The following is a 1,259-nucleotide window of genomic DNA, read 5'->3' on the forward strand; positions in this document are numbered from 1 at the left end:
TGCCAGCCCGCCAGCGCGGCCTGCGCCGTGAGCGCCGCACGCAGCACGTAGGGATTGGATGGCTGGCCGCGCTCGGCCCCGCGCGGGTCTTGCGACCTCAGCGCAGCGGAGCGGTAGCGGCTGCCGCGCACGGCCATGCGGGAGTGGCGCAGGCGCGACAGGCCGAGCATGTGGCCGACCGCGAAACGTGCAACGCCGAGCGGACCGCCGCGCAATCCGAACTGCGCCTCGGCTTTCCCGGGCAGCAGCACTGCCGCAATCACCAGGGTCGCGCCGGCCAGCGCCAGTCCTATGCGTCCCGACATGATCGCCGACCTGACCACCTCGGCCTCCTCCCAGCGCCAGGCGCGCACTGCGCCTCAGGGAGATGACTCGCTGGGGAACCAAATGTTCCGAAGGGACACACAGGTCAAAGCGTCGCGGGCGACCGAGCACCCCGCTGAAAGCGAATTCCCTGCGGATAGACCTCACTCCGCCTTTTGCGGCATCACGAAAGTCTGGCCGGGATAGATCAGATTGGGGTTGTGGATCTTGTCGCGGTTGGCGTTGAAGATCACCGCGTAGCGGGCGCCGTCGCCGTAGGCGAGCCGGCTGAGAGCCCACAGGCTGTCGCCACGGGCAATGACCCGGCTGCCGCCGGCCGGTGCGGTGGCGAGCACGTCCGCCGGCGAAGCCGATGCGACCGCCGTGGCCGCCGGCGCACGCGCCAGGACCTTGGGTTTCGGCGCGCCGGTCAATCTCGGCCGGGCCGCCTGCCTGTCGGGCACTGAAGCCAGGCGCGGCGAGGCCGATGGCAGGGCGGCGACGACATCCGGCTTGTCATCCGGCTTCTCTGCCTGCTTCGCCTCCTGCTTCGCGGCCGGAGCGGGCCGCGCCGGCGGCGGCGCCGCCTCGGCGATGGTCACCGGCATGGTCCGGCCGGATTCCGTAACCGTGCCGTCCGCGGCCTTGGCCCGAAGCGTCAGTTCGTAAGAACCGGCAGGAAGCTGCGGCGGGGTCATGACGAACTGGCCCGAGGCGTCCGCGACCACGCTATCGAGCGGCTTGCCGTCGCGCATCAGCTCGACCCTTGCACCCGGCGTGGCGCGGCCCGCAATCACCGCCGCCTCGCCGTGATCGTCGATGCGGGCGACGTCGAAACGGGGGCCGCTGTCCGCAGCCGATGGCAGCGGCTTGATCGGCGCGAGATCGGCGAGCGCGGCCGTGACCTGGTTCTGAGTCTCGGCCGGCGCGCCCGCCTTCGGCTCGGGGGCCGCTGC

Annotated in this window: 1 protein-coding gene and 1 pseudogene; both read right to left on the bottom strand. The window is 71.7% G+C overall.

Annotation, left to right across the window (positions count from 1 at the left end):
* A pseudogene (locus IC50_RS31530) lies at window positions 1-305 on the bottom strand (Spy/CpxP family protein refolding chaperone); the annotation flags it as partial.
* Window positions 306-467: 162 nt separating this feature from the next.
* Window positions 468-1,259, bottom strand: a 792-nt coding sequence (locus IC50_RS31535) for a LysM peptidoglycan-binding domain-containing protein (protein ID WP_035714463.1), incomplete at its 5' end; no start/stop codon positions are given.

The sequence above is a fragment of the Bradyrhizobium genomosp. I (2014) genome (assembly GCF_000261685.1).
Lineage (GTDB): Bacteria > Pseudomonadota > Alphaproteobacteria > Rhizobiales > Xanthobacteraceae > Bradyrhizobium.